This is a genomic window from Bradyrhizobium guangzhouense (assembly GCF_004114955.1).
Lineage (GTDB): Bacteria > Pseudomonadota > Alphaproteobacteria > Rhizobiales > Xanthobacteraceae > Bradyrhizobium > Bradyrhizobium guangzhouense.
On record NZ_CP030054.1, the window covers coordinates 176,285 to 198,351 of the forward strand.

Genomic DNA, 22,067 nt, shown 5'->3' on the forward strand with positions numbered 1-22,067 from the left:
TGATCTGGTGGACCAAAAATTGGGATAGCGAAAGCGCGGTATTCTGAGATAAGCAATCAAAATGCAGAAATGGCACCCTCACCTGCGGGCTGGCACCGCTCCCCTGTTCGTCCGGCTCGTCGAGGCCATCGAACACGACATCGCGGCAGGAACTCTTGCGGCAGGAACAAGGCTGCCTACCCAGCGTGATTTGGCAGAGGAGATCGGCCTCAGCGTCGGAACGGTCATCAAGGCCTATGCAGAAGGTCAACGGCGCGGCCTGCTTCTGGGGCACGTCGGCCGCGGGACGTTTGTCGCGTCACAGAGGCCGACCCCTGCGTCCGGTGGCAAGGTTGTCGATCTCAGCCTCAACATCCCAGGGCCGGCGTTACTGCCCAAGGTGCTAGCTGAGAGCCCATCTACGTTTCCAACGGCTGACATCTCCGACTACGTGGGATACCTCTCCCACTCTGGTGTTGCCGAACACCGGGCCCAGCTCGCCGGCCTATTTCGTCAATCGGGCTTCGAAGCCAATCCGGACAACCTCGTTATTACGAATGGAGCACAGCACGGGATAGCGCTGACCTTCAGCTCGATCTGCCAGCCTGGTGACAAAGTCTTCGTCGAGGCCGGCACTTATCACGGCATGAAGTCCTATGCTCATTTCGCAAAGCTCGACCTTATCGGGCTGCCGATGGATGGCGAAGGATTGCTGCCGGGCGCTTTCGACAAAGCGGCGGCAAGCGGGGCAGCGCGGGTGCTTTTTGCTATTCCCACCATCCAGAGCCCAACCGCGAGAATCATGAGCGCGGCACGCCGGCGAGAGATCGTGCGGATCGCGCGTAAGCGGGACATCCTGATCATCGAAGATGACGCATACGGCTTCCTGGACGAGACCAGCGAGCCGCTCGCCTCATTGGCGCCGGAGCGGACCTTCTATGTCAATACGCTGTCGAAGTGCCTGGCGCCGGGTCTGCGCATCGGAATGCTCGTCGCGCCCGAGCCTTATCTTTCGCAGATTCATCAATCTATGCGCGCGACCTGCTGGATGGCCTCGCCGATTTCAACCTTCATCGTATCCGAATGGATCCGCACGGGAACAGCCGCGCGCGTGAAGCAGTCTCTGGTCCAGGAGGCGAAGAAGCGCGTGAAGCTTGCCTCCCAAATCCTCCGGCCGCATATACGTGCAGATCATCCGGCCAGCTTTCACATCTGGATGGACCTGCCAAGCGACATTGCTCAACAGGTGGCAGCCCGTTCATTGCAACGGGGCGTCATCACAACGCCGCCCTCGGCGCTCGTGGTTGATCCCTCCTTGATCTCGGGGCTGAGGATATCGATCGGCGTTCCCGAAAACATCGAAGATCTCGAATGGGCGCTCCGCCAGGTCGCAGCTTCGCTCGAAGTCGGCAACGAAGCCAGCATGTCAATCATCTGAACGTGCAGAACTGTTCAACTCGGGCGCTTTCAGGCGGCCGCCATCACGCTCATGGTGGACCTCCATCAAACGCATAGGCTGTCTTCACAGTCGCATAGAACTCTGCAGCGTAGCGCCCTTGCTCACGTGATCCATAGGACGAACCTTTGCGGCCGCCGAAGGGCACGTGATAGTCGACGCCCGCCGTCGGCAGGTTGACCATCACCATGCCAGCCTCCGCGTTGCGCTTGAAATGGCTGGCATAGTTCAGACTTGTGGTGCAGATTCCGGAAGATAGTCCGAATGGGGTGTCGTTGGCGATCTCAAGGGCCTCGTCATAATTTCGCGCCCGGATCAGTGCTGCCACGGGCCGAAAATTTCTTCGCGCGCGACCCGCATCCGATTGTCGACTTCTGCAAACAGCGCGGGCGACAAGTAGAAACCGGGCGCATCGCGTTTCAATAGCTCGCCCCCAGCGACGAGCTTGGCCCCCTCGTCCTGGCCGAGGCGGATGTACATCAAGTCTTGCTCCAGCTGCTTCTGATCAACCACCGGCCCAATCTGCGTTCCTGGCTTGCAGGCGTCATCCACGACCAGCGCATCCATCCTTTCCGTGATAGCTGCCAGGAAGGCGTCGTAAATGCCATCTGTCACGATGAGGCGAGATGAGGCCGTGCAGCGCTGGCCGGTCGAAAAGAAGGCGCTGTTGATCGCGCATTCGACGGCCACCTTTAGGTCGGCGTCGTCGAGCACCACCATTGGATTCTTGCCCCCCATCTCCAACTGCATCTTCTTCATGGGATCGGCAGAAATGCAGGTTTGGGCAATGCGCCGGCCGGTCGACAACGAGCCGGTGAAGGAGATCGCGGCCACCTTCGTACTGGCGAGCATTGTTTCGCCCACGACCGAGCCGCTCCCCATGACGAGGTTGAAGACGCCGGGGGGAACGCCGGCGCGCGCAATGATGTCGCAAAGGGCGTTTGCCGAGGCGGGGACCAGTTCTGCAGGCTTGAACACGACGGAGTTGCCATAGGCCAGTGCCGGGGCGATCTTCCAGGCCGGAATGGCCATAGGAAAATTCCATGGCGTGATCGCCGAGCGGCTCGCGGGACATCTCAACGTCTATGCCGGCTCGCACGGAGAGCAGCTTCTCGCCGCTCAGCCTCAGGCACTCACCCGCGAAGAAATGGAAGATCTGGCCGGCGCGAGCGACCTCGCCGATCCCCTCCGGCAAGGTCTTTCCTTCCTCACGTGAGAGCAGGCGTCCGAGTTCGTCCTTGCGGGCCAATATCTCGTCACCCACGGCTTTCAGAACGTCGTGGCGGCTCTGGATCGTCGAACGCGCCCAAGCCGGAAAGGCGCCATGGGCCGCATCGATCGCACGCTTCGCCTCTTCTACAGAGGCTTGGGCGTACTCGCCTACGATGTCGCGAGTATCAGACGGGTTGATGTTCGCGACTGCCTTGGCTGCCGCAATCCATTCACCGGCGATGTAGTTCTTCGTCATCAGGCCCCCCGTCACCAAGCCTTGCAGAACGTCTCAGGACGTCCAACTGCGTCGGCACCTGCTTTTCGGCGGCAGGGAGTGATCCCCTTTCCGGCAGGTGCTGGCCCAAACGCCTGTTCGGCGCCTCGATTCGGCAATCGCATTCAAAGCCGGTTTCGCAGCGCATTGCAATATATCAATTTTATAATGGGATATAGTAATCTTGACGGCGACGATCGCGCGGCATAGTATCGAGCGTTCCAATCTGAGGGAAAGGCCTGTCGTGAGCGATAAAGCAACTGCCTCCGTAGCGCGTGGCGCCCTTGACGGCTTGATCGTTCTGGAAGTCGGCATGGTGATGCAGGTGCCGCTTGCAGGACAGGTGTTGGGGGATTTTGGCGCGGACGTCATCAAGATCGAACGTCCCCAAGGTGACATCACGCGCGGGCTTGATTTTGAGGCCACCCGCGTCGGCGGGATGAGCGCGTATTACGCTGCGATGGGCAGAAACAAGCGGACACTCGCCTTGGATTTGAAGAACCCGGCCGCCTTTGAGATCTTGCTGACCCTGGTCGACCGCGCTGACGTGTTGATGCACAACTTCCGCCCCGGCGTGATGGAGCGGCTGGGCCTCGGCTATAAGGATCTTAGCACACGCAATCCCCGTCTCATCTATGCTGCGGGGTTTGGTTTCGGGGAAACAGGTCCGCTTGCAGATCGTCCGGGCCAGGACATGCTGGCGCAGGCATTTAGCGGGTTGGCACGGGGAGGACTGCAGGAGCACCAGCCTCCGCAGCTGACGAACTCTCCTATTGTCGACTATGGCGCGGCGATGTCGCTCGTCCAGGGCATTCTTGCCGCCGTCATCGAACGCCAGACCTCGGGCCGGGGACAACTGGTGTCGACGTCGCTGTTCGATGTTTCGCTCGCTATGCAGCTGTGCGAAATCGCCAGCGAGAGCATCTATGGTGTGAAAACCGACTGGACGCGTCAGGCGATGCTCGTCAGGACCGCGGACGGTTGGGTAGCCGTTGTAATGCTCTTTCGCGACAACCCGCTTGGCCTGCTTTGCCAGGCGCTCGATCTACCGGACATAAGCACGCGGCCTGAACTCGCTACACGCGAAAAGCAGATCGAAAATCTGACCGCCATTCAGGAATATTGTGCGCCGGCTTTGATGACCTTGAACACTTCGGAGGTACTCGATCGTCTGGCTTCCGTGGATCTGCTCTGCTCACCTGTGAATGAAATTCCAGAAGCGATCAGCCACCCTCAGGCAAGCCAAAACGGCATCATGTGGCAGGTTGAGGTACCCGGGCGAGGAGTCGTTTCGCTCGCCGGACTGCCAGTCCGGCTCTCACGCACACCTCCAGCCGTCCGGATTCACCCCGCGCCGATCGGTGCCGCTACCGAGGAGGTCCTGACTTCCTTTGGCTTCTCGGAGCAGGCGATTCAGGAGGCTCGAAGCAGAAAGGCTTTCGGATAGCCCGCCCAAACCACAATGTGGTGTCTGTTTTTCCTGGCCTTGCTCGCACGATAGCAACCATATCAACCTCGGGTCCTCGGCAGCTTGCCCGGATGAATGGCAGCGAATTGTGTGCAACGCAATGATCTCTCCGAAGCTCGCTGCAAGCCAGCTTACGCAAGGTGCATCCCGATCCAAGTCGAGAAGAAGTTCTGGTTCTTCTCCCATTCTCCAGGAAGAATTCTCTCGTGATCCAAAAATCCGAACTCGTGCTATCCACTTCCCCTCTCCCGCACGTCCGCCTGCTGAGCATGAACAGGCCGGCGAAGCGAAATGCCCTGAGCAATGAGCTTATCGCGGCACTTGCATCGGCCTGCCGAGACGCAATTTTGGATGAGGACGTCCGCTGCATCGTGCTTTGCGGCACCGACACGTTCTTTTGCGCGGGCGCGGATATCAAGGAGATGCAACAACGCGGCTTCGAGGCCATTAACAATCTCGCCCGACGCAATGATTGGCGCGACCTCACCAACTGTCTCAAGCCGATCATAGCTGCCGTAGAGGGCGTTTGTCTTGGGGGCGGTCACGAACTTGCAATGCTGGCCGATATCATTATCGCAGGCGAAGGCGCGCTCTTCGGTCAACCTGAAATCAACATCGGCGTTTTGCCGGGTGACGGCGGAACCCAGCGGTTGACACGCGTGGCGGGCAAATCGCTTGCCATGCTGATGATCCTCACTGGCCAATCAATTTCGGCCCGTGCCGCAATGCAGGCAGGAATGGTCTCCGAGGTTACAGAAACGGGCCAGGCGCGGGCACGCGCGCTCGAGATTGCGGAAATAATCGCACAGAAGCCGCCTCGATCGACGGAGCTTGCGAAGGCTGCCGTTCTGGCCGCCTATCAAACGAACCTCGATGCCGGTGTGGAATTTGAACGGCAAGCGATCCGGGTTGCTTTCACCACTTCTGATCAGCAGGAAGGGATGGACGCTTTCTTCGAGAAGCGGCCCCCAAATTACCAGGGGAAATAGAACCCCTTTGCAGAATTCTGCTCTTAGGAACACAATACAAAGCGAGCAGATTTGCGAGCGCCGCACGAGAGCCGTCGGGCTGCTTGTGGTGCTGAGGCATTGGAAGCTACGATGGCCTAGCCGGATCATCGTTGATCGTCTCGATCACCCTGTCATCTTCGCTCCCGGCGAGAGCCACGAGTTCAATCGGCGGCGCAACCGCGTCGCTCTGAGCTAAAGCTGGCCGCCGGTTTGCTTCTGGTCGCAATGGTCGAATTGCATCGGTACTTAGATATTCTGGGTACGATTGTCCCGGCTGAGAATATCGGGACTGCTAGGAAGGAGAAATACAGACCGCCGCGCCGTATATGCTTCAGACAAGAGGGTGCCCAGTTGGATCTAGTCGATTGAGGCGAGCCAGTCGAAGCTCAGTCGTAAGGCGACTAAGACGATGCGGCATTTGCGACCGTCGACCTTACTCGTTCGCGCGGATCTGTGCGGTTGCAGTAATACATCTCAAAGCGGCTACCGGTTTCTTGGAATAACTTGTGACCTTCCAGCGCCCGTCGGTCACTCAGCGCAAACGCCAGTACGTGACTCGTGATCCCCCGAGATCCCATCGCGCTGTTGGAGCCGTAGCGAGGGGTGCAGATGCCGGGAGAGGCTACCACACTGCCGCTGTCGGGGCGGTGGGCGGAGTCACCATCAGCCGCCGCATTTGCACGTGGGGGACGCGTTAAAGAACCGAGAAGGAGCATGCGGCGCACTGTCGGAGTCACGACACACCCGTTCTACCTGAGACACGTGCCAGATGAGAATAAGAAGGAAACTCAGACTGACGGTTTTGGTATGCTTCTTGAACTCAGAAGCTGACCCGCCGTGTAATGCTCCATCCGAGAATAGGAAATGCTGCAATGAGCGCACCGAATTTGACCAAGCGAGCTAATGCCCTCGGAACCGACAAGGGGAATGAGGTAGGCGACGCCCACGGCTACACCAGCTTCTACTCTTTTCTGTTCGAAGAATTCCGCCAGCAACCTTTCACGATGGTCGAGATTGGATTACAACACGGAAACGGCTCTCTCGATCCCGATGTAGTGGTCGGTCGCAAGGTTGACGACATTCCGTCTATTAAGATGTGGCTGGAGTTCTTTCCCAAAGCCGAGATCATCGGATGCGACGTTGCCGATTTCAGCGCCTTTAAGATGGACCGGTTCCGTTTCGAGCGCCTTGACATGGGCGATACGGTAGCCCTGGAACGCCTAGCGAACTCGCTCCCGCCCGTAAGGATCATCATTGATGACGCTTCGCACGCAGCTTATCACCAGCAGCTTGCTCTAGCGAAGCTGTTTCCCATCGTCGAGCCTGGCGGTTTCTACTTTATCGAGGATCTACATACCACGCACGGGATTGCCGCACGATTGCCTTCCTGCAATTCAACTGAGACCGTAGTTGAGAAATTCGCTCAGACACGTCGGCTCGACATTCCGTTCCTGCCCGCGATCGAGCGTAGAAACCTCGAGACTACAATCAGGAAGATGTTCATTCATCGCGACGACAAGGGGGGTGTCAGCCGCTGGACCATGAAAATGGTGGGATTTGAAAAGTACTAAAGAGTCAACCGAACTTTCCCGCGACCAACATGCCTATCTAGTCGGCGGTCTTCGCTCGCGCACGTGAGACCACTAAAATGTTGATCTCAGAAATATGAATGGGTTCACAATGGTGGAAAAATGGCGATAGAGGTGATTTGCTGGCTGGAGCGGCTTGGCAATTCCCGTGCCTCGCTGCCGCGCGATACGGCGGCTCGAAGTCTTTGTGTTGGAGTTACAAGCTGCGGGCCGTCTAGCTACTTGATCGACGATCGCCAAGCTTTCTCGACAACAACGTTAGATTGAGGCCCTGGCTCTTTACGGACTTCAAGGCCAGGCTGTACAACGAATTCGCTGGCCATGAGCGACACGTCACGCAAGGCCTCGACAGGTGCGCCGACGACGACAATAAATTTGGAGAGGCTGCGCACCTCGAGCCGCCCGTCGACGTCAACATCGCGCCGAGTCGGCCAAATTCCTTCGTCCGCTTGGCCTGCACGCGGTAGCTCTCGATGATCGATGCATCAATGATCTGCGTGTTGCGGTACTTCCGCTGTTGACCGGAGAAGCCAAACCGACCGCCGAGTCCAGTTCGCGGCGGTAGGTCGGATAGCACCTCCCAATTGGCGTAGCGCATGCTTCTGTCCGAAAACACACTCGTCTGATGTCAGGAACCCGCCAAGCAGTTTGCGAACGCGAGAGTCGGCCGAGAAACCGCGAGGGATTCCTGCGATTTGCATTGGTCTAGATCGTGCACTGCGCTACGTGCGGCATCTAGTAATCGGATCGCCGCGCTGGGGTCACGCTGCTAGTGCCGAGACGGTCGTGGGTATGTGGAATGCAACCTTAGACCGACGTCGAGCGCGAGCGGTGCCAGAATCGATCCACGACGATTTCCTATTCGCATCTTTCTAAGTTCGATTCGGTCTTTGTCAATCGAATTGCCGGCATCAGACAAGGAGGCACTATGCGCATCTGCGGTATCAAGCTGACACATGACGGCGGGATTGCTCTTGTTGAGGACGGACGGCTTATCTTTTGTATCGAGCAGGAGAAACGGAGCAACAATCCGCGGTATCAAACAATCGACAACCTCGATGCAATCGTCGTCGCTTTGACCGAACACGGTCTGGATCCGCAAGAAGTTGATCAGTTCGTCATCGATGGCTGGGCGGGGGTGGCGGAGTCGCAGTTCCAGGTTCTCAGCGGGACGACACCGATCACTCTCAAAGGGGCGCCCTATGTTGAACGCCATGCCGACGGCCTTCTCACCTCGTGCGATGGCTCTGGTCTTAGGCTCGATGGCAGCGATTTCCCTTATAGAAGCTATCCGCACGTCACAGGCCATGTAGCCTCCGCATACTGCACCAGCCCCTTTGCCAAAGCTGGACAGCCCGCCTTCTGCCTCGTGTGGGACGGCGGCACCTTTCCACGTCTTTATCACGTAGAACATCGAGGCGCTCAGTTCATCGAATGCCTGTTCCCGGTGATTGGGCATGTCTATGCCGCCGCGGGACTTCATTTTGGACCGTATAAGCAGGCGAACCGCGCTAACTGGGACCTGGGTGGCCCCGGCAAGGTGGACCCGGGCGGTGCCGGCAAGCTTAACCTGGGTGTAGCCGGCAAGCTGATGGCGTATATCGCGCTCGGGTCTGTCATTGAAAACATTGTCACGGTCTTTGAGGAACTCTACCAGGAGCGCTTTGCGGCCGACACGAAACTTGCCAGTTTCCGTACAGACATTGAGAGCATGGAGTCCGCGCTTGCGGCTGTGCATGACTTCTTCGACGCCAGCGCGCGCCACCTAAAGGCCAGGGCCCCCGAAGATGTGCTGGCATCGTTTCATTGCTTCCTCGAGCGTCTCCTCGTCCGCAAAATGGCGCTTGCTTTGCAGCGGCATTCATATCTTGGGGCGCGCAATCTGTGCGTAGCAGGTGGCTGCGGTCTCAATATCAAATGGAACAGCGCACTACGTGCGACAGGCCTGTTCGATGCCGTCTGGGTGCCCCCGTTTCCGAATGACAGTGGCTCGGCAATCGGTGCCGCTTGCTGCGCAATGGTGGTGGAAAAAGGCTTCTCGCCGTTGGAATGGTCGGTATATAGTGGTCCAGCCTTGCAACGTCGAGATGTACCCCCCGAATGGAAGGCCGCGCCGTGTAGTCTGCATGAACTTGCGACCATTCTTGCCGGCAACAAGCCCGTGATTTTTCTTACCGGCCGCGCCGAGCTTGGGCCTCGGGCGTTGGGTAGCAGAAGCATTCTCGCCCCCGCGACCTCGCCGCGAATGAAGGATTATCTCAACGACATCAAACTTCGCGAACACTTCCGGCCAGTGGCTCCGATATGCCTAGAGGATCGTGCGCCGGATATATTTAGTCCCGGAACACCGGACCCTTACATGCTTTTCGATCACCAGACACGACCAGAATGGCGGGACAAAATCCCCGCTGTTGTACATCTCGATGGATCGGCGCGATTGCAGACGATTTGCAGGACCTCTCAGCACAAAGTCGCCGAGCTTCTCGTCGAATACGAAAAGCTCACAGGCATTCCGCTGCTTTGCAATACGAGTGCAAACCACCATGGACGTGGGTTCTTCCCGCATGTCGCAGCAGCCTGCGAGTGGGGACGCGTCGAGCACGTATGGGGCGACGGCATACTGTGGACCAAAGCTCGATAACCGTGCGGCGCGACAATCAGTGACAGTGCTTCCCAACCAGATTGTCGCGCTATAATAGCCTGTTCTAGAGGGCGCACAACGCAATTTGAGTAATACTCGGTAGAGCGGCTCCGGCGACGAATGCAGCCTCCCTGAGCGTCGCCCTCATCCAGCCGCCAGGATTTGACTTGTGTCGCAGTTGGCGCGAGCGATTAGTTTTTGTAAGGCGGCACGAGTACACCAACGTGATCACTTAGAGTTGCGGCATGGCCGCAATCTGACAGTGCAACGCAATACGCACGTGGCCTCGCTTGCCAAGGGAAACGCCAACTGTTTTGGCCGGGATCAGCACAATCCACGCGCTGTAGTAAGCGGATGTGTTCGGAATGGCTTGACGCATATCCGAGTCCGAAAAGAGTACGGCTGCTTTTCGGGTGCAGCAGTCGCAGGACCAACGGCCTATGAGCTTAGCAGGGTGCGAGTGGGCATCCTGGATCCCCGACCTCAGAGGATGACACCTGATACGAATGAAGTTCGCATAGCGCGCTCGGCGATGGTGTTGAGGTGGCGGGTTCGCGCGCTTCGGTGCTTCGGTAGTACCATCGATCGGATCGAGAACGAACGCGGCGCCTCGGTGACCGACAACGTCCCTTGGTCAGCATCCCTCCTGCCGATGAACGAAAGCACGTCTGGGCCGCGCTGGCAGTGACAGTTCAAATTGACGGCAGACCTGATTCACGATTAACCCCCGCCAGCGACCGACCATGTACGGATCGTAAGCGAACAAGCTCACTTGCCGTCCGCACTCGAAGATCCTGTCGTCGCCGATTGTCCTGCTGCACCTGTCTGTGGCCGCAGCAAACCAGAGGACCGCTTAACCCTACATTGCCATCCATGTTGAACGAGCGTGGCTTATGCCGCACCAGAGCTTCCTCTGCGCTCCCCGTTGGAACAAGCCGCCGCCGCTAGTAAGGACTCTTATGGTTCGGATCGAGTTCGATTTTGCAGTTTATGACTGGCCCACGTTAGACGTTTTGAGCTCGACTCTTGAGTGAGACTCACAGCGATGCCCTTATCACGGACCAGATCAGGAGATTGATCGCCAGAAGTGGCGGCATCGCTAGGGCTTAATTTTGAAATAGAGCAATCTCGCCGTTAACAAGATATCGAAAGCCCTATCCGCCGCTTAGCGGCAATGGATGAGGTGAACGACGGACACTCAGCTCAAATTCCTTCATTTCTGATGCGGTTAGGTCCCTGGCTGCCCGCGCCTTAGACCGTTGAGCGCCTCGACGATGCGTTTGAGCCCCATCTCCAATAGCTCCGGTGGAGCACCGAAGGAGAGACGTAGGCCGTTCGCGTCGCCGAAAGCGTCGCCTGGAACACATCCTACATTAGCTTCTTCGAGGAGCACTCGTGCGATGTCATCGGCAGATCGCACTGAGCCTTCAGTCCGCAAAGCAGACAAAAGCCGACTCAGATTGAGATAAAAACAGAACGAACCATCGGCGCGGGATGGAGTTACATCGCGTAGATCAGAAAGGATGTGAAGACCTATGTTGCGAGCGTCGACAAGACGCTGATAGATCTGCTCCTCAAAGCTGCCATCGCTGGCTTGAAGGTGGTGCAGGATCGCCTGCTGCGCGATTACATTCGGAGTTGCGATTGCATGGCTCTGAAGCTTTCTTACCGCGGAAACGAGCTGCGCGGGCGCGGCGAAATAGCCCAAGCGCCAGCCGGTTATCATCAACTCCCTTGAAAACGACTTGACTATGATCGTCCGCGAACGTACCCGGGGGTGCGCCATGACGATCGACTCGTGGTGACGAAAACCAGTGAATACCAGTCCCGAGTAGCACTCATCGGAAATGATCCATATCTGGCGTTCGATAGCGAGTTCGCCGATATCTTGTAGTATCGTTCGATTGTAGACTGCGCCGGTCGGGTTATTTGGCGAATTGATTATTATAGCTTTCGTCTGCGGTGTGACAGCAACTCGGATTGCACTGATATCGGGAATATATCTCGGGCAGCGAGCATCAACGAACACTGGTGCTGCACCAGCGAGAACGACCTGGGACAGCAATATCGGCCGCCAGGGGCGAATAATGATAACCTCGTCGCCCGGCGCTAGGACAGTCACGGCCGCATAGAGCAGCGCTTGCTGCGCGCCCGTAGTGATTACGATCTCTTCCGCACTCCAACCAACGCGCGTTTCGACCGAGAGCTTTTCGGCGACGGCCCTGCGAAGGGGCGTAAGCCCAATGAGATCGACATAGCGGTTCGCTTCGGCGTTGACCGCAGCCATCGCTCCTTCGCACACTGATGAGGACGGCTCGACGACGATTTCGTCGGTTGCCAGATCAATGAACCGGCGCCCAATCACAGCTACCGTGGCTAAGTCGTGGCCGGCTTTTCGGGATCTAGAAAGGAAGGACATCGGGCGCGACGGCATAGGCGCTCTCCTGCAAAGTTGTCGCGCTTGTGAAGTGATCCCAGCCGCGTGACCGGACGTTCCTTGATCTGTTTCGGAGATATCGCTCTTCGGGTTGAACAAGCTCTTCCCAACCGCCGAGAGTTCACCGAAACCACCAAGCCCTTTCTCAATATGCACAACACGTGGTTGCGACTACTCCGGAATTGAAGCCGAACACGCACAAGACGCGGACCAGAGCCAACCGCAGCCGACCTTCAGTAGTATTGGCACGGCGATAATGCTGGGAACAAACAGATCGACTTTTGGACCCCGATGTCGCTCGGCAGGACGCCACCATGCAATGCGGGCTGGTGAGCGCGCCACGAGTCGTGCCATCTGCCAACTTGCCGAAGCTCCTGTCTTCATCAACGAGCGCATGGCAGCGTTCAGCCTCAACACGCCACAACCTCCATGTGATCGTTCTGCGACCCGCCTTGCCGCCTCGACTAGCCCGTTGACGATAGTCGATTGTGGTTGATCTTAATTGCCGACCTCCTCCCATCTGCCTTGCGATCAGCGCGTGATCCGCAGCAGTTACCCACCGTTCATTGCCAAGAAACCATCTCTTGATCAATCACTATTGTTGGTAGTTCATCCGGGCAATACTTCCTTCTGCTGGATGCCAGCAAAGCCCCGCGGCCGGCTTGGCGCGACTCGCATTGGTCATGCTCGCTAATGTGAGGACACTGCCTCGTACCCACGCGCGAGCGTGAGAGTCTCAGACCAACGGTCGGCGCCTGACACTTTTCGGACGAGCTCGTCGCACCTTAGACAGAATGTCGGGATTCGGACACGGAGCTCATCGCGGGTCGCCAAACTGTTTGCGTATCTCGACCTTCGTTGTTGCATCAGCGCGAGCCAGCTCGTCTGAGGAGTGGTACGGCGCTTGCTTAAAGAGAGCAGAGCCACGTCGTCACGCCGTGGTGCATTCGCCAATGATGCGAGCCGGGACATCGGTTCTTCGACAAGAGGGGTAAAGGCATGTCCGGCGTTGCTGCTGCGTTTTTTTGTCCTTCAAGCAATTCGCAGGCGGATGTTTATGATCGACTCGAGCACATGATCCCGAAACTTGCGCTTCGTGGCCAGGCGGCGGTCGGCGTTGCGGCTTTCATGCACAAACAAGGTATTCGATATGGGAGAGCGTTTCAGTCATCGAGCGCTTCAGTGCGCATTGATCCCAACGAACAAGATCGGCGTTTTCGGCCTCATGTTGCAATCGCTCAAGTCCGTAGCCGATGCCGCGAACTCAGTGATGGCGTCGACCTTCAGTCAATTCATAACAATGCAGGCACCAGCCGCCATCTGGCCATTTCTCTGGATGAGGCCTTGGTCAATGCTCGTGAACTCAGGGGAGCCTTTCTTGCCCAGGAGCAACGATCAACCGTCAACACAGATGCTGAGCTCTTGCTCAAGTGTATTGAACGCTGTTGTGAACGACACTACTGGCGCCACGGTCTAGCGGCCAATTACGAAACCGTTTTTCGAGAGATTGACGATCGTATTGACGGCGCTATTAGCGCGCTTTTCCTGGACGGAGACGGAAATCTCATTGCTTACCGCAATCGAAGCGGCTTGCGACCGTTGGAGACCATGCAAACAGATGACGGGTTCTTGCTCTTCGCCTCTGAAAATTGTGCCTTTGCCGCTCTCGAGGGTAAGACGCGGCAGATCTCGCCGGGCCACATAACGTATGTGGACGGAACGACGGGGGGCAGCGTTAGTCGTGCCGTGCACAACGGGCGACATAAAGCCAGGCTCTGCGCGTACGAAGCTCTCTATTTAGGAAGTCCGAATACGTCGGTCGAAGGCCATTCACATTTCGAAACCCGGTACAATATCGGTGCTGCCTTGGGTGGGATTGTTGCGCAGCGACTGCAAGCTGAAGCAGATCCTACCTGCACACTCGTTTCCTCCAAGCCGCGTACAGGTGGTCCGTTCGCCGATGGCCTGTACGCATCTCTCGCGGAATACGGGCTGCTCGCCGAGCGTCGTGAAGTGGTCGCCACGACGTTTCTTCAGCGAACGCTCATCGGCACGACCGACGAGCGAAAGTCCCGCATTTCTCAAAAGTACCGAGTACTGGAAACTGACCTGACTAAAACCAGCGTAGTAATTGTCGACGAAGCACTCATTCGCGGCGATACCAGTCGAGCTGTCACGAGCATGCTCCTTACCGCCGGAGCCAAAGCCGTGCATTGGGCGATCGGTTCGCCGCCTATAGTGGCTCCGAACTACTACGGCATGGGTATCAACACACTCGATGAGCTCGCATTCTGGCAGATTTGGAAACGACTGCCGTCCGAGCAGCGAACGCAAAGCCTTCGCTTTCACAAGATGGAACCCCACGTTTTGAGACTCATCGAAAGCAACATCGCGACATCCATCAACGCAGCCTCGATAACGTATCTGCCCTTCCCACTGCTAGAATCGTTGCTGCCCCTGAGACCGGAGAGCTTCGATCTGTCACCCTTTACATTCGAGATGCCAACTCGGGCGGGACAGGAGCGGGCGGACAGGAATCTGCGCGAATTGGTGGCTGATCTTCCCCGCATGCAATCAGTTCACGCTTGAGGTCATTAATGAAACCCGTTCTCGTCTTTGATTGGAATGGAACGTTGCTCGATGATGCGCACGCACTGCTTCAAACGACTAATGCTATTCTGAACCGCTTTGGTTACGCGCCGATCAATATGGAGACGTTTCGGGAACATTGCGACCTCCCGCTATCTCTTCTTTATCGCAATCTCGGAATGTCGCAGGACGAGGTTGCGGCCGTGGATCGCGATGGCAGCGCTGTCTTTCACAACACCTATGAACCACTTGCGGATCGCGCCGATCTGCGCGAGGGCGCGCGTAGAGTGCTGGAGCTAGCGCACCGAGAAGCAGCTTTGTCCGTCATCGTGAGCAACCATATCGTTGCCCCCCTTCGGTCCCAATTGAGAAGACTTGGAATCCATGACTACATCAACGAAGCTCTCGCCTTTGAAAGCCGCGCCACTCAATACAAATCGATGAGCAAAGGAGAGCGGCTTCGCCTCTACATGCAGAAGTACAGCCTCGACCCGGCGTCGACGTTTATCATCGGCGATATGCCGATCGAAATGGACATCGCACGCAATCTCGCACTCATAAGCATATCGATCACCGGAGGTTTTGTTTCGGACTCGCGCTTGCGGGCGGCAAATCCTGACTATTCGATTAACAACCATCATGAGCTGTTGCCTATCTTACAAAGGCACGGCTTTTTCTAGAGTGCATGAACCATGTTCAGCGAGGCATCATCACCAAACGCAGGTCCTAGCACTGCGAAACAGAGAATAGGTCTTGTCGGCGTCGGGCGAATGGGAACTGGAATGGGTATTAGCCTGATGCGTCATCAAATTGAACTGCATATCAAAGCCAACAAGAATCGTTTCGGTGCGAATCGATTTGCTTCAGCCGGTGCCCGTGAACATCCTTCGATCGCTGAGTTGGCGCAACATGTAAGCGCTGTGGTGTTGTCCCTACCGTCAAGCCGCGAGGTTGAGGCAGTGTGCCTTGGGCAGGATGGGCTTTTTGTCCATATGTCCCGTGGCGGTTTGATAATTGACTGCACGACATCTTATCCTGCTTCGACAGTTACACTGGCGGAGCAGGCTCAAGAACATGGCCTAGGTTTTGTAGATGCCCCAGTAACACGTAGCCCCGAACAAGCTGAGTTCGGCCTTCTCAATGCGATCGTTGGATCGAACGAGACGCTCTTTCCTGTGGCGGAAGGCATTCTTGCTGCATTTTGTGAGACCGTTCTTCATGTCGGAGAAGTCGGACAGGGTCATAAGCTCAAGCTTGTTTACAACAGCATGACTATGGGCATAGCGGCCGTCGCAGCAGAGGTCTGCCAATTCGCAAAGGCTCTTGACATTGATCTTGTAACACTCCGCTCTCTGGTCAGCCGCGGTTCCACTAACAGCGGAATATTCCAAGCCTTCGCTGCCTTTTTGTTGGGCGAAAAACCCGATGTTCTGGCCGTCTCAATTGCCAATTCCGCAAAGGATATTAATTGCGCTGTGCGCCTAGCGGGCGAGAACGTAGTTTCGGTGCCGATCCTAGCTGCGGCTGCGAACAAGTTAAACGCCTCGGTTGCCTCGGGCAAAGGCGAACTGACTCTACCTCATTTGTCTCACTCATAAAGTCTTCGGTCTAATCGAATTTTACTATCTCACTGCCTTTGGAGGTACGGGCGTGTTCCTTCAATGCCGAGAGCGTGGAAGGGTCCCGCCCTTGAGGATTGGCGCGCTCGTTAGCGACACTCGCGCTTCAATGAATGAGATGCCTAGTGTCCTTTAAGAAAAAGCCGCTGTCAGATTTCTCCAACAGCGGCTTAAGTTGAGGGAGGAAGGCAGACGAACCGGTCTGCCAGCGGAGCCGAAGGCTATCGTTAGCAGGCGACAAATCGGATAGTTGGTCGCCCAACGCATCGACATAGGACGCCGGAGACCACCGCGACCAAATTACCGATTGAATTAGATTTTCCTGGTGCCCCCCAGTTCGGAGAGATTCCGGACGAGACGCTGGACCAGGCTGGAGACTTGCGCCGCCACTCTCGCATTCGGAGAGCGAGGGTCGGCACGGGCTTTGGCGCTTGCGCGTGATCCAGACCATTGAAGGTTGCGGTGAAGCGGAACACCTCTTTCCCATCACTGGCGGCCGCGAGATTTCCCCTTAGTGGCCGCGAAAGGATCCAGCGGGTGATTTTTGCTTCAGCTTCAACCAACCACCGACAAGGGTGACGCCGGCTTTCACACGCACGGATTGAAACATTTACAGGCGAGGCTCCATCCGGGACCGACGCTTGGCCGTCCGCCAAATAATGAGACACGAATTTCCTCCCGGAGCATTCTCAACAATAGGAGGTCTAGACCGGGCTGAAGCATTGTATAACATCGGCGATACTTCCGGGTGGGTAAGAATGGGTATAGTCAGCTGCAAGCTTGCCACGCGCTTAACGGCCGCATCTAGAGGCGCGCCCTTGGAAATCTACGCGCCGTCCCTGCGGAGCTTTCCAGCAGACTCGATGCTCGTAATGGCGACTTTACCTGTCGTCGACTGGAATGACTGTCTTTTGCGAGATTTGCGCAGCCTCGACAAGCAAGCGTCCATTCGCGCCTACGCGGCGATGGTCATGATCGATCCCTTTGCCTGTTGGGAGGATTTTGCCGACTTGCTGAAAGAGGCGAGAATCTCCGGCGTCACAAATTTCCCACCTGCATCTATCATTGAGCAGGCTACGGATGGCATGCCAATTAACTCCGGACTGGAGCTCGAACTTCGACGTATGGAATGGTTCGCCAGCCTGGGATTCAAAATCCTGTTTGTTGCTGCCAAGGATTCTGAGATCACGATGGCAGAGACGAGACTTGGAGCGCATCTCGAAGGTATTGTGTATTTGCCCGAAGAGGCTCTTGCGCGTAGGATTTGCGACGAAATGGGGTTGATCAGCCTTGGCCAACAGGCATCGTCGATGCCAAGGTTCTCGTTTTTGCATGCGACTACGTCGCAGCAAACCCGACGCAAGAAATGAGGGTAGGCTATTCTAGGATCCGCAGTTTCTTTATCTTGTTGTAAAGCGTCTTCCTTGAAAGCCCAAGAGATTGTGCGGTCTTGCCACGGTGGAGCCTGTTTCGTTTTAGGCCTTCGATGAACCACTCGCGCTCGGAGAATGCTCCTTTGGGCCGAGCGGGCGACGTCGAGTTCAGAAGCGGCTTGAGGACGTCAGCAGTTATATGCGCGTCTTTCACCATCACCAGTTGATTGACGATCTGGCGCAATTCTCTCAAATTTCCGGGCCAATGGTGGCCCGCTAACGCCAAGAACGCGGACTTCTCTATTGCCAGCGTTTGTGCATTCGAATCCCCCTTGGCTTCGACGGCAAAATGCTGAATGAGCTGTGGAAGGTCCTCCAGACGGTTTGGCAAAGCGGGTTGTTCTATGTCAAGCCCGGCAAAGAAGGCAAGAAGGCGGGGACATAGAACACTTTCCAAGCTTGCTCCGCGGGTCACTGTCGCGGTTGCGATGATCCGGGCGTTTGACCTTACAACGGATACGCCGTTCAGCGGCGTGAAAGTACCCGTCTCGAGATAGTCCGCGAGACGCTCTTGCCCATCTCGCGACAGCTGATCGACATGCGTCAGCAGGAGCGCGGAATCACTTGCGGCTTCGAGGAGCGACAGTTGGCGCCTCCTATTCTCAGCGCTCTCGGCACCGAACAGCGCACCGACCGTGTCGATTGCCGGCCCTCGGCGGCAATGAAACAGCGCGGCCTTCGTGTGTCTCCGATCGCTAAAGGCATGGACGAGGTTCGCTATCCTTCGCTTTCCCGATCCCGCCTCGCCCCACACCAGCACAGAATTGGGATTACTTGCCAAGCGCCTTGCAGTCTCAAGCACGTGCTTCATGATCGAGGACTGCGCGATGACGCCATGCCGGAATCCGCTCAACTGGAGCTGGCGCTCGAGGAGATCGACCTTCTCTCGCAATAAGTGGATGGTCTTAAAGCCCGAGGTTACCTCGAGAACTGACATTTCGAGCGGGATGCGGTCGAGCGACGAACCGCCAATGAAACCCTGCACACCCGTTTCTCGGCAGATGTCCAGGAGTTCGTCAGGCTTCGTGATTGGCCCGCCACCAAGCAGGCAAATTGCGTTCACGTCGACGGATTGAGCGACACGCGCAACAGCGCTCGTTCGCGCGGCAAGCTCCGACAGGCTGATCGACAAGTCGCATCCGCTTTCGACAGCGCGGTTGAGATTGAAGTTGATACAGATGGCTTCAGCTCCAGCTTCAACCATGCGCCTTGCTTCGGACTGGGTGCGAGTATAAGCGATGGTCATTAGGCCGCGTTTTGCGGCTTTGACCAGGAGTTCGATTTCCCGCTCGTAGCCGAGCCCGCAACTTTCAAGCAGTGATCTCCTGTAGTCATCAATGTGGATGACGGACGGGAAATTGGTGACGCCTGAAAAACCCCATCGCATGATGCGGTCGAGAAAGCGGTCGATATCCAGCTGCGGATCGAAGGTACAAGCGCCAAAAAATACCGGCAATTTCGTTGAGGGCAGGATCTCGGTCCGGCCGAAGCCCGCCACGAATTCGTTTGTATTGCGGATTGGAAGAATTGAGGCTGGCGAAGAGCCCCCCATCGCGCGAAATCGGCCGGCGTTAAGGGCGAGAACGAAATCCGCGCCCGCCCGTTCGGCCGCTCGCGCGGTCATGCCCGATCCTATTCCAGCCCCAAGCATAAAGGAGCGGGAGTTGCGGAAGAACCGCCTGATGCCGCCGCCCTTTGCCTGGTCTGTCCGCGTGTGCATGACTTGCCCGCCTCCTGCACGGCGGTTGCGAAAACTAGCTCCAATTTGCGGGCGCGTGCAACCGGCGCAGCGCCTTTCCGTTCGTCACGAACAGGTGGCAGTCCGCCGGCGACGCCGCAAGACGAACCTTGCCAGACCTCTTCTGTGACTCCGGCTTTGGCGCCTTTGCGACCACCGATTCCTTGCCAGCGTTTCCGTAGATGTAGGTGACGCTGCCAAGATGCTCGACGAAATCGACGTCGAGTTCGATCGCGATCTCTTTCCTCTCCGCCGCAGATGGAGAGAAGTCATCGGGGCGAATTCCGAGTGTGATCGGCTTGCCGACGAGCAATTGATCCGGCTGCACGGGGACGGAGACTGTCGCCCCGGCGTCGAGCCTGACGTCCATGCCCGCCTCGTGCGCCGCCTCGATGTGGCCGCCCAGGAAATTCATCTTGGGTGAGCCGATGAATCCGGCCACAAACCGGGATGCCGGATTGTGATAGAGATCATGCGGGCTTCCCACCTGCTCGATGTTGCCGTCCTTGAGTACGACGATCTTGTCGGCCATTGTCATGGCTTCCACCTGGTCGTGTGTCACGTAGATCATGGTATTCCCAAGCTGCTTGTGGAGCTTGGCAATCTGAACCCGCATCTGCACCCGCAATTCGGTATCAAGGTTCGACAGGGGTTCGTCGAATAGGAACACCTTGGGTTCGCGAACAATTGCGCGGCCAATCGCAACGCGCTGACGCTGGCCGCCCGAGAGTTGTCGGGGTTTTCGGTCCAGAAGATGATCGATCTGTAGCAGCGACGCAGTCTCGGCGACCCTGGTCTCGATCCCGGTCTTCGCAACCTTTGCCATTCGCAGAGGAAAGGCAAGGTTCTCGCGCACAGTCATGTGCGGATAGAGCGCGTAGCTCTGAAACACCATCCCGAGGTTTCGATCCGCCGCATCGACATCATTGACGAGCTCGTTGTCAATCAGAAGCCGGCCGCCGCTGATTCGTTCTAGTCCTCCAATCATTCGCAACAGCGTCGACTTGCCCGATCCCGAAGGTCCGACGAACACGACGAACTCGCCGTGATCGATGGTGAGATCAATGTTCCGCAGGATCTGGATTGTCCCATAGGCCTTGTTGACGCCTTCCAAACGAACATCGGCCATCACGAACTCCTCTGTCGAATCCGTTCGACCAGCGCCGCCGGGACCTCAATCTCTGCCAGGCTGGAGACGATAAAATCAGGTGGCACCAGGGATGGGTCTTCGCGGGGCGGCACGCCGGTCGTGACCAGCACCGTCGGTAGCTTCGCTCGCTTTCCGGCCTGGATATCCGTCTGGATCTGGTCGCCAATCATCAATGTGGCGTTGCGCGCCGTCCCGAGACGGGAAAGTGCCGTCTCGATCATGTGCGGCTCAGGTTTCCCGACAATCAAGGGCTTCACGCCTGTGGCAGCAGCTACAGCTGTGATCGTTGCTCCTGCTCCAGGTTCGAAACCGCCTGCGGTCGGCAGGAGGAGATCGGGGTTGGTGCCGACGAATGCGGCACCGTTCAGGATCGCTTCGACCGCAATCCGCAGCTTCTCATGCGTTATCTAGCGATCGAGGCCCATGACCACGGCATCGGGTTCGCGATCGGTCACATCGAGCCCCGCTTCGGTGATGGCCTTCACCAGCGATGGCGCGCCCACGACGAATACGCGCGTTGCATCCTTGTATGTCGCGCGAATGAGCTCGGCGGCAGTGATGGCGCTCGTGACAACGTCTTTCGGCGTGACGACAAGCCCGAAACTCGCAAGTTTGCGGAGACATCTTCGGGGGTATGGGTGGAATTGTTAGTCACGAAGCAGAACGGCAATCCTGCCGTCTGCCAAGCTCCAAATGTCTGGATAGCATCTGGTATCGCCGCGTTGCCGCGATAAACCACGCCATCGAGATCCGAAATGATACCTTTGACTTGCGGCCAGTTATGGGCCGGGGCGGTATTAGCCATTCATCAGCATCCCGCCGTTCACGTGAAGAATCTGCCCGGTCATATATGAGGCCGCGGGGCTTGCGAGAAAGACAGCAAGACCCGCGATATTCTCCGGTAGACCCACGCGTCCCAGCGGGATCCGGCCACTATGGCGGGCTTCGGTCTCCTCCCGGGGACGCCCGTGCATGGGCGTGTCGATAATGCCAGGGGCGATTGCGTTGACATTGATCTTGAGCGGCGCGCATTCGTAGGCGAGCAGCTTGGTGAGATCGTGGACGATCGCCTTGGACAAGCAGTAGTCGGCGCCGCCAGCCTGATAGTTGAAGACTGCACCTTGCGAGGACAGCGAGGAGCCGACGTTGACGATACGGCCACCTTTCGCCTTCATGAACCGGTCGACCACCAGTTTGGAGGAGCGCAGGACAGCGACTGAGTTGATCTGGATCGTGCGCTCGATCTTTTCCGAATTGCCGTTCAGGAGCGGCTCGGCAGACTTGATGCCGGCGTTATTCACCAGCACATCGAGCCGGCCGAAACGTCTGGCAATCTCATCTAGCACCCTTGCGACATCGTCCTCCCGCGCGACATCCATCGCCATTGGCAGTACGCCGTTGCCATGGGGCAGGCCAGCCAAGGTCTCCCTGAGGTTTGCGAGATTAGCATCGGTGGCAAGGACATTCGCCCC

The 22,067-nt window shown here is 57.3% G+C and carries 13 protein-coding genes and 3 pseudogenes; 9 read left to right on the forward strand and 7 right to left on the reverse strand.

Annotated features, from left to right (window positions below; translation table 11 throughout):
- Window positions 1-61: 61 nt before the first annotated feature.
- Window positions 62-1,417 (forward strand): aminotransferase-like domain-containing protein, encoded by a 1,356-nt coding sequence (locus XH91_RS34835; protein WP_128929756.1) that lies wholly within the window; start codon window positions 62-64, stop codon window positions 1,415-1,417.
- 49 nt (window positions 1,418-1,466) lie between these two features.
- Here XH91_RS34835 and XH91_RS34840 read toward each other — a convergent pair.
- Window positions 1,467-2,903: pseudogene (locus XH91_RS34840) on the reverse strand (aldehyde dehydrogenase family protein).
- 202 nt (window positions 2,904-3,105) lie between these two features.
- On the opposite strand from XH91_RS34840, the gene XH91_RS34845 reads away from it, so the two are divergent.
- The 4 genes from XH91_RS34845 to nodU all read left to right on the forward strand — a co-directional run bounded on the left by XH91_RS34845 (window position 3,106) and on the right by nodU (window position 9,629).
- Window positions 3,106-4,368 (forward strand): CaiB/BaiF CoA transferase family protein, encoded by a 1,263-nt coding sequence (locus XH91_RS34845; protein WP_128929757.1) that lies wholly within the window; start codon window positions 3,106-3,108, stop codon window positions 4,366-4,368.
- A 227-nt stretch (window positions 4,369-4,595) separates the two neighbouring features.
- Window positions 4,596-5,378 (forward strand): enoyl-CoA hydratase-related protein, encoded by a 783-nt coding sequence (locus XH91_RS34850; protein ID WP_232995601.1) that lies wholly within the window; start codon window positions 4,596-4,598, stop codon window positions 5,376-5,378.
- Between the two features lie 893 nt (window positions 5,379-6,271).
- A complete protein-coding gene (locus tag XH91_RS34855; RefSeq protein WP_128929758.1) occupies window positions 6,272-6,970 on the forward strand; it encodes a hypothetical protein in 699 nt (232 codons plus the stop codon).
- A 946-nt stretch (window positions 6,971-7,916) separates the two neighbouring features.
- Window positions 7,917-9,629, forward strand: a complete 1,713-nt coding sequence (nodU, locus tag XH91_RS34865; protein ID WP_128955098.1) for a nodulation protein NodU — start codon at window positions 7,917-7,919, stop codon at window positions 9,627-9,629.
- Window positions 9,630-10,857: 1,228 nt separating this feature from the next.
- Here the strand turns inward: nodU and XH91_RS34870 are convergent.
- Complete coding sequence (locus XH91_RS34870) at window positions 10,858-12,063, reverse strand: pyridoxal phosphate-dependent aminotransferase (protein WP_128929760.1); 1,206 nt, start codon at window positions 12,061-12,063, stop codon at window positions 10,858-10,860.
- A 1,002-nt stretch (window positions 12,064-13,065) separates the two neighbouring features.
- Here XH91_RS34870 and XH91_RS34875 point away from each other — a divergent pair.
- The 4 genes from XH91_RS34875 (at window position 13,066) to XH91_RS34890 (ending at window position 17,644) form a co-directional block, all read left to right on the forward strand.
- Entirely contained in the window at window positions 13,066-14,655 is a 1,590-nt protein-coding gene (locus tag XH91_RS34875) for an amidophosphoribosyltransferase (RefSeq protein ID WP_232995602.1), read from the forward strand.
- An 8-nt stretch (window positions 14,656-14,663) separates the two neighbouring features.
- Window positions 14,664-15,335, forward strand: coding sequence for an HAD family hydrolase (locus tag XH91_RS34880; RefSeq protein WP_128929761.1), 672 nt, complete (start codon window positions 14,664-14,666; stop codon window positions 15,333-15,335).
- 12 nt (window positions 15,336-15,347) lie between these two features.
- A complete protein-coding gene (locus XH91_RS34885; protein WP_128929762.1) occupies window positions 15,348-16,253 on the forward strand; it encodes an NAD(P)-dependent oxidoreductase in 906 nt (301 codons plus the stop codon).
- A gap of 839 nt (window positions 16,254-17,092) precedes the next feature.
- Window positions 17,093-17,644 (forward strand): hypothetical protein, encoded by a 552-nt coding sequence (locus XH91_RS34890; protein WP_232995603.1) that lies wholly within the window; start codon window positions 17,093-17,095, stop codon window positions 17,642-17,644.
- A gap of 7 nt (window positions 17,645-17,651) precedes the next feature.
- Here the strand turns inward: XH91_RS34890 and XH91_RS34895 are convergent, their stop codons facing one another.
- From XH91_RS34895 to XH91_RS34910, 5 genes and pseudogenes are all read right to left on the reverse strand, one after another.
- Window positions 17,652-19,427: a phosphoenolpyruvate hydrolase family protein gene (locus XH91_RS34895; RefSeq protein WP_188637435.1), complete on the reverse strand. Its 1,776-nt coding sequence runs from the start codon at window positions 19,425-19,427 to the stop codon at window positions 17,652-17,654.
- Between the two features lie 34 nt (window positions 19,428-19,461).
- The gene (locus XH91_RS34900; RefSeq protein WP_128929765.1) at window positions 19,462-20,574 is read right to left on the reverse strand and encodes an ABC transporter ATP-binding protein; all 1,113 of its coding nucleotides are present in this window, start codon (window positions 20,572-20,574) and stop codon (window positions 19,462-19,464) included.
- Window positions 20,574-20,816 (reverse strand): HAD hydrolase-like protein, encoded by a 243-nt coding sequence (locus tag XH91_RS39580; protein ID WP_232995604.1) that lies wholly within the window; start codon window positions 20,814-20,816, stop codon window positions 20,574-20,576. Before XH91_RS39580 ends, XH91_RS34900 begins: the two co-directional genes overlap by 1 nt.
- A 297-nt stretch (window positions 20,817-21,113) precedes the next feature.
- Window positions 21,114-21,400 (reverse strand): annotated as a pseudogene (locus tag XH91_RS40195) (HAD-IIA family hydrolase); the annotation flags it as partial.
- Window positions 21,393-22,025: pseudogene (locus XH91_RS34910) on the reverse strand (SDR family NAD(P)-dependent oxidoreductase); the annotation flags it as partial. The pseudogenes XH91_RS40195 and XH91_RS34910, both read right to left, overlap by 8 nt.
- Between the last annotated feature and the right edge of the window lie 42 nt (window positions 22,026-22,067).